General features: G+C 66.0%; 7 protein-coding genes. 4 read left to right on the top strand and 3 right to left on the bottom strand.

From position 1 onward, the window contains the following. The 3 genes from OXR08_RS18250 to OXR08_RS18240 form a co-directional block, all read left to right on the top strand. Positions 1 to 1,530: hypothetical protein (locus OXR08_RS18250; RefSeq protein ID WP_267352045.1), on the top strand; the 1,530-nt coding region annotated here is incomplete at its 5' end. Continuing rightward, entirely contained in the window at positions 1,527 to 2,249 is a 723-nt protein-coding gene (locus OXR08_RS18245; RefSeq protein ID WP_267352043.1) for an SDR family oxidoreductase, read from the top strand. The genes OXR08_RS18250 and OXR08_RS18245, both read left to right, overlap by 4 nt. Next, a complete protein-coding gene (locus OXR08_RS18240) occupies positions 2,246 to 3,220 on the top strand; it encodes a beta-propeller fold lactonase family protein (RefSeq protein ID WP_267352042.1) in 975 nt (324 codons plus the stop codon). Before OXR08_RS18245 ends, OXR08_RS18240 begins: the two co-directional genes overlap by 4 nt. A gap of 130 nt (positions 3,221 to 3,350) precedes the next feature. Here the strand turns inward: OXR08_RS18240 and OXR08_RS18235 are convergent, their stop codons facing one another. The 3 genes from OXR08_RS18235 to OXR08_RS18225 form a co-directional block, all read right to left on the bottom strand. Further along, positions 3,351 to 3,782 (bottom strand): nuclear transport factor 2 family protein, encoded by a 432-nt coding sequence (locus tag OXR08_RS18235; protein WP_267352040.1) that lies wholly within the window; start codon positions 3,780 to 3,782, stop codon positions 3,351 to 3,353. 189 nt (positions 3,783 to 3,971) lie between these two features. Beyond that, on the bottom strand, positions 3,972 to 4,418 hold the full coding sequence (locus tag OXR08_RS18230) for a nuclear transport factor 2 family protein (RefSeq protein ID WP_267352047.1): 447 nt from the start codon (positions 4,416 to 4,418) through the stop codon (positions 3,972 to 3,974). 123 nt (positions 4,419 to 4,541) lie between these two features. Further along, positions 4,542 to 7,232 (bottom strand): PAS domain S-box protein, encoded by a 2,691-nt coding sequence (locus OXR08_RS18225; protein WP_267352038.1) that lies wholly within the window; start codon positions 7,230 to 7,232, stop codon positions 4,542 to 4,544. On the opposite strand from OXR08_RS18225, the gene OXR08_RS18220 reads away from it, so the two are divergent. Further along, positions 7,215 to 7,452 (top strand): hypothetical protein (locus OXR08_RS18220; RefSeq protein ID WP_267352037.1); only part of this gene is annotated, 238 nt, incomplete at its 3' end. The two genes, OXR08_RS18225 and OXR08_RS18220, sit on opposite strands and share 18 nt — an antisense overlap.

Raw genomic sequence — 7,452 nt, 5'->3', positions numbered from 1 at the left:
GCCATCCTCGTCTTCCGCGACCGGGCGGGCGACAACGAGCTGGAGATGGCGCGCCAGTTCCTCCAGATGCTCGGCATCGCGTACAAGGCGCTGCCGCTGCCGCGCACCGACTATCGCGACTGGGTGGGCCTCTCCGAGCGCACGCTGCGCGATCTGGCGGAGGCGCCGCAGGCGAGCAGGCGCGAATATGGCCACCGCTACATCATGCCCTATCCGGACGGCGAATATCCCGACGTCATGGTGCAGATGTCGGTGCTGGCCGCGGTGCATGATTATGGCCGCTGGCTGGGCACGCCCTTGCCGCTGGAAGACGAGCTGCGCGCCGGGCTGGCGCGCTTCTACGACCCCGATCTCCAGACGCTGCGCCGCTATCTGCCCAATGTCGGCAAGGACAAGGACGCCGACGCCGTCGACAGCTGGTATCTCTACCACCCGATGCTCAACATGGCGCGACTGGCGCTGCAAGGCGACGAGGTCTGCCGCGAACTCCTGCTGAAGTCGGTCGGCTTCGGCATCCGCGCGGCGCATCATTTCGATTATGTCTGGCCGGTCATGTACGACATCCGCGACTTCACCGTGAAGACGAAGGCGCGCAACGACGACCGCTTCGGCCAGACCGATGTCGGCGGCATCTACGCCTATCTGATGCTGCAATGCCACGAACTGACCGACGACCCGACCTATCTGGCGGAGGCGCGTGCGGCGATCGATGCGGCGGTCGGCATGCGCTTCGACCTGGAATATCAGGCGAACCTGACCGCCTGGGGTGCCGCCGCCTGCATGCGGCTGTGGCGGATCACCAACGACGACCGTTACCTGTCGCAAAGCTACGTCTACCTCGCCAGCTTCTTCCACAATTGCGAGATCTGGGAATCCGAGGTCGGCCACGCGGTGCATTACCGCACCTTCCTGGGCGCCACCTGCCTGCACGACTCGCCCTATATGGCGATTTACGAATGTTTCGACAGCTTCACCGCGTTCGAGGCATATCTGGCGGACAGCGGCCCCGATCTGGAACCCGCGGTGCGCATGCTGATCGGCGAATATTGCAGATACGCCCTCGACCGCGCCTGGTTTTATTATCCCGAGGCACTGCCCAAGGAGATACTGGCCGATCCTCCGCATCAAAGCGGCGTTATCAACCCGGACCTCGCCTTCCCGCTGGAGGATCTCTACGGCGACGGCCAGTCGCCCGGTCAGGTCGGGCAGGAAATCTATGGCAGCGGCGCCGCGCTGGTCTTCGCCGCCCGCTCCCACCACCTCATCGAAGAGGCGCCGTTCCGCCTGTTCTGCAACCTGTTCATCCGCAGCATCGAGCGGACCGGCGACCGCGCGCTGACCCTGTCGCTGGACGGCGGCGAGACCTGTCGGGCCGATCTGTCGCTGGTCCGCCTGAAACGCCGCAAGCTGCCGCAGGCGACGCTGACCACGGCGGGGGGCGACATCGTCCGCGCCCACACCACCTCCGACGACCGCCTCGATTTTCGCGTGCCGGCCAATGGCCGCCTGATCCTCACCTGGAGTGTATGACCGTGCAGGGAAAGAACATCATCGTCACCGGCGGCACCACCGGCATCGGTCGCGCCATCGTCCGCAGCCTCGCCGACAAGGGCGCCCGCGTGCTGACGCTGGGCCGCGACGAGGCGGCACTGGCGGAGGCGCTGGAATCCTTCGCCGATGCGCGCGGCGAGGTCCATGGCATCAGCGCCGATCTGGGCACGCGCGAGGGCGTCGCGCGTCTCTTCGAGGAAGCGGATAAGCGGCTGGGGCATATCGACGCCTTCGTCTCCAACGCCGCACTCGGCGCCGATCCGATCGACGAGATGGAGGACGATGCCTGGCGCTATGTCGTCGATGTCAATCTGGTCGGCGCGCTCGCCTGTACCCGCGCCGCGCTGGAGCGGCTGGACGATGGCGGACAGATCGTCATCATCGGATCGATCAGCGCCGCCATCCATGCGCCGGGCGAAAGCGTCTATTCTGCTACCAAGGCCGGCCTGTCCGCCTTTGCCGAAACGCTGCGCAAGGAGGTAAAGGATCGCGGCATCCGCGTCGGCCTGGTCGAGCCCGGCACGGTGGGCAGCGACATGCAGGAACCTTCTGCCGACGAACAGCGCGAGATGATCGCCCGGCACGAGATGCTCTATGCCGAGGACATTGCCGAGGCGGTCGATTTCATCCTCACCCGCCCGCCCCGCGTCGATGTCGTCACCCTGCGCGTCGAACCGCGGATGCAGGAACTGCCATGACCGCCGCGTTCGTCGGCACCTATGCGGGCAAGGGCGGCACCGGACTGGTGCCGCTCGTCCATGACGGCCAGGGCGGCTGGACGGCGGGGCCGCCGATCCCGTCGATCCGCAACGCATCCTTCGCCGTCACCTCCGCCCGCCACGGCCACCGCTATCTGGTGGACGAGGCGGCGGGCACGGTGGACGTCTATGCCGCCGACTGGCACCCGCTGGCGCAGGTCCGCTCGGGCGGCGAGGCGCCCTGCCACCTCGCGCTGTCCCCCGACGAACGCCACCTCGCCGTCGCCAACTATGCCAGCGGCAGCGTGACGCTGTTTCCCCTTGGCGACACTGGCCTGCCCGGCGCCGGCATCACGCTGGCCGATCGCGGTCACGGCCCCGACCCGGATCGCCAGCGCGGGCCGCACGCGCACTGGGTCGGCTTCACCCCGGCGGGTGCGCTGCTCACCGTCGATCTCGGCACCGACCGCATCCTGTCGCGCCCCCTGGACGATCTGCATGCGCCGCAGACGCTCTACACCGCCCCGCCCGGATCGGGTCCGCGCCATCTTGCCCCCCATCCGACGCTGCCGGTCGCCTATCTAGTCAGCGAACTCGCCGCCACGCTCACTGTCCTGCGCCCCGAGGGTGCGACATTGCGCGCCGAATCGGTTCGCGCGATCACGGTCGAACAGACGCTGGGCGGCGCCATCGCGCTCGATGCACAGCACGCCCGCCTTTACGTCACCACCCGCGGCGGCGACTGCATCGTCACCTACGCACTCGACACCCACGGCACGCCCACCCGCATCGGCCACATCTCCAGCATCGGCCGCTCCCCCCGCCATTTGCTCCTCCACGAAAACCACCTCCTCGCCGCCAACGAGGAAAGCGGCCAGGTCACGATTTTTCCTATCGGTGCAAATGGTTGCCCCATGCCGGAGGCCGAGGTCATCGACATCCCCGGCGCCGCCTTCCTGATGACCGCCTGATCCGTACGTCTCGAAATTGGATGACACCCGCTTGGCCATCCCGTTCGTCTCAAACAGTCGTCGAGTAGCGGCGTAATCACGTATCGAGAGGCACGTCGACGCGAACGGATCAAGGCGATGTCATTCCGCTTCAGCGCGCGGCAGCGATCGTCGCCTGCCGCGCGATGAGTTGCCAGGCGCCGGCACGGTTCGTCCATATGTCGGTAAACGGACGCATGACCTGCTTGCCCGCACCCGGCCCCTTGGTTGGCACCATGGTGTCGTAGCCCATGACCACGGTCACTTCAGGCTTTTCGCCGACGAAGCTGATGTGCTTGCGAAAGTCCCTATAGTCGAGGAAATCGCGCTCCATCGCCGCGATCACCTCGTCGCGGTGCAGCACCATGTTATTGGGCGCATTCACCACGAAGTCCTCTGCCCAGACCGCACGAACGCCATTGGCATCATGCGCCATCATCGCTTTTCCCAATCGCGCATAAGCAGCGCCGATCTCCGGCGGCACACGAACGGCGGGGGACGATTGGGCGACGGCCGGCACGGCAGTGATGAACGCCGCCAGCATACCGATCTTCCTGAGCATCCTGCCCTCCCGGTCATTCGCTTCCACGATAACTACAGCACGTCGTGCTTCATGGCGTTGTCTTCAGGGGCATTACCTATTCAGAGCGAACACATCGGAAGCGAACCGCTCACCGGAACGACGTCGAAACAAAACGGCAGAGGCCCGCCCTGCAATACCCGCCGGCCAGCATCACGGCACCAACGATTCATGGGCCAGCACCACCCGCCACCCCTCGGGAAGCTTCTTCCAAACGGAGGTGATAACCAGCCGCGCCGGCTTCTGATCGCCCGCACGCGATACCTGCATCCATTGCAGGGACGTCACCACGCCGTCACCCTGCGACACGATTTCGGCCGGCCGCTGTTCATCGAAGCGGATGCCGGCGCTTTTGTCGGCCCACCACTTGCGCTGTTCCCGCGCAATGATGTCCCATCCGCGCATCGTCTCCCCGTTGAACGTGATCGTGAGTCGGGGTGACCGCCAGTAGCTGCGCATGAACGCGTCCGCATCCAGCCGCTGCGCCGCGCGGTTCATGTCCATGATGGCCCGGCGTACCTGATCCTCGCCGCTTTGCGCCTGTGCCGTTGTCGCACAAGCCGCCGCGGCAAGCGCGGTCGCTGCCCATGAACACCGCATCACGGCCTCCCGGATCAAGTATCGGGTAACGCGCCTGTTCCGCCGCATTCCCTCGCTTGCAGCATCTGCCTGAACTTGCAGAACTGCAACCAGGCGTATCCGCAATTTGGGATAAACGCCCGCTCACCCCAACGGCGTTTCCAGCACCTCGCGCACCTTGGCCGCCAGTTCCTCGATGGTGAACGGCTTGCCGATCAATTCGACGCCGGGGTCCAGCACCCCGTTATGCACCACGGCGTTGCGGGTATAGCCGGTGGTGAACAGCACCCGCAGGTCGGGACGCCGCCGCCGTACTTCCTCGGCCAGCCTGGCGCCGTTCACCTCGGGCATCACCACATCGGTAAACAACAGCGCGATGTCGGGATTGGCATCCAGCAGGCGCAGCGCCGCCGCCGCCGAGTCCGCCTCGATCACGCGGTAGCCGAGCTCGGTCAGGGCCTCGACGCTGAACTGCCGGACGCTCGGCTCGTCCTCGACCACCAGGATCACCTCTTCCTGCTCGCCCAGCGGCAGGTCGCGGTCGTCGGCCAGCGAGGCGGGCTCGGCCTCTGCACCGATCAGCCGCGGCAGATAGACCTTGACGGTCGTTCCCTCGCCCGGCTCCGAATAGATCTTCACGTGCCCGCCGGATTGTTTGACGAAGCCGTAGACCTGGCTCAGTCCAAGTCCCGTCCCCTTGCCCACGCCCTTGGTCGTGAAGAACGGGTCGAACGCCTTGGCGATCACCTCGGGCGGCATGCCGGTGCCGGTATCGGATACCGCGATCAGCACGTAATGCCCCGCTGCCACGCCCATCTGCGATGCGACATAGCGACTGTCCAGATGGGCATTCTGCGTCTCGATCGTCACGCGCCCGCCCTCCGGCATCGCGTCGCGTGCGTTGATCGCCAGGTTCAGGATCACGTTTTCCAACTGGTTCGGGTCGACATGGGTCGGCCAGATGCCACCCGCCAGCACCGTCTCCAGCCGCACGTCGCCGCCCAGCGAATGGCGCAGCAGATCGGACATGCCGGAAACCAGCCGGTTGGGGTCCACCGCCTCGGGCCGCAGCGGCTGTTGCCGTGAAAAGGCGAGCAGCCGCTGGGTCAGCGTCGCCGCACGCCGTGCACCGTCCGTCGCTGCATCGATATAGCGTTTGGCACGCGCATCCGATGCCCCTATCCGCCGGTTCAGCAGGTCGAGCGAGCCGATCGTCACCGCCAGCATATTGTTGAAATCGTGCGCGATGCCGCCGGTCAACTGGCCCACCGCTTCCATCTTCTGCGCCTGGCGCAACCGCTCCTCGGCCGCCGCCAGCCGCGCCTGCTCGCGCAACCGGTCGGTCACGTCCACGGCATATTGGAACGCGCCGACAAAATGCCCTTCGCGGTCATGCAGCGCGTTGAAGCGCAACTCGTAATAAGGGCGGTCCAGGTCGCTCTCGCCGAACGGCTCGGTCACGGTGAACGCCTCGCCCGACAATGCGCGACGCCAGATCGCCAGCGCTTCGTCACGATGCTCGGCAACCGGTGCCATCAGTTCGCCCAGGCTGTCGCCCACCTTGGGATGGATGCCGTAGATGCGCGCGAATTCCGCGGCATAGGCGGCGTTGAGCGCGAGGAACCGATAGTCGGGCGAGACCACCGCGATCATCGCATTGGCGTTCTCGATCACGTCGGCCCACAGCTTGCGCTCGGCCAGCGCGTCCTCCACCCGGTGTTCCAGCGTCTCGTTCAGTGCACGCAGCGCCACGTCGGTGCGGCGGCGCTCGGTGATGTCGTTGAACAGGATTGCGACACGACGCGCCTCCGCCGGCCCCAGTCGAAGCGCATGTACCTCGAACCAACGGCCCATCGCCTCCGATCCGTTCTCGAACCGCACCGGCTCGCCGGACAGCGCGACACGGCCATAGCTTTCGAACCAGTGCGCCTCCAGTCCGGGCACCAGTTCGCGGGCGCTGCGTCCTTCCACATCCTTCAGGCCGGTCTGCCGCTCGAACGCCGGATTGGCCTCGACGAAGCGATAGTCGACCGGGTGGCCCTCGTCGTCGAACACCATGTCGATGATGCAGAATCCGGCCTCGATCGCCTCGAACAGCGTGCGATAGCGCTGCTCGCTGGCCCGCAGCGCATTTTCCGTTTCACGCCGTTCGTCGATGTCGATGACCGATCCGATATAGCCGAGGAACGCCCCGTCCGTGCCGAAACGCGGCGATGCCGCATCGATCGCCCAGCGATAGGTGCCGTCGTGGCGGCGCAGGCGATATTCCAGCCGGAACGGTGCCTGACGCGCATTGGCGTCCAGAAACACCTCGCCAGACCAGCCGCTGTCCTCGGGATGCACCGCGTTCAGCCAGCCCAGCCCTTCGGCCGTCTCCGCGGTCTGCCCGGTGAACTCGTACCATGCCTTGTTCAGATAGGTGCAGCGCCCGTCCGGGTCGGTCACCCACATCATCACCGGTGCATGGTCGGCCATGTTGCGGAACCGTGCCTCGGACTCCACCAGCGCCTGTTCCCGCGCCTTCTGCTCGGACACGTCCCGCACCTCAATCACCGTACCCACCGGGCTGCCATGATCGTCCAGCACCGGGCTCGCGGTAAATGCGACGGGGTAGAAGGAGCCATCGGGGGCGACGAACAATTCCTCGCCATCCATTTGCGCACGCTCGGGAAATGCCCGGTCGATCGGACACTCCTCCAACGGGTAGTGCCGCCCGTCGGGATACGTATGGTGCACCACGTCGTGCAACGGCCGCCCCGCCATCTCCCCCAGACGATACCCCGTCAAAGCCTCGGCCGCCGCATTAACATAGACGCAATGCTGCCGCTCATCCATCAGGAACACGGCCATTCGCGTATTATCCAGCACGGCATTGAGCCGTCGATCGGTCTCGGCGAGTGCGCGGTCCACGCCACGTCGTCCCGCAATTTCCGCTTCCAGCTGGGCTGTCCGCTGGTCGCGCAGTGCGATCGCGCGACGCAGGTCCAACTGCGTCATCACCTGTCGCGCAAGTACTTGCAGTGTCAATTGCTGACGCTCGGTAACGCCCTCCGGC

Origin of the sequence: Sphingomonas sp. GM_Shp_2 (assembly GCF_026540875.1) — a bacterium.
Classification (GTDB): Bacteria; Pseudomonadota; Alphaproteobacteria; order Sphingomonadales; family Sphingomonadaceae; genus Sphingomonas; species Sphingomonas carotinifaciens.
Note: the sequence above shows the minus strand (reverse complement) of the source record. Positions and strands in the feature narration are given on the sequence as shown.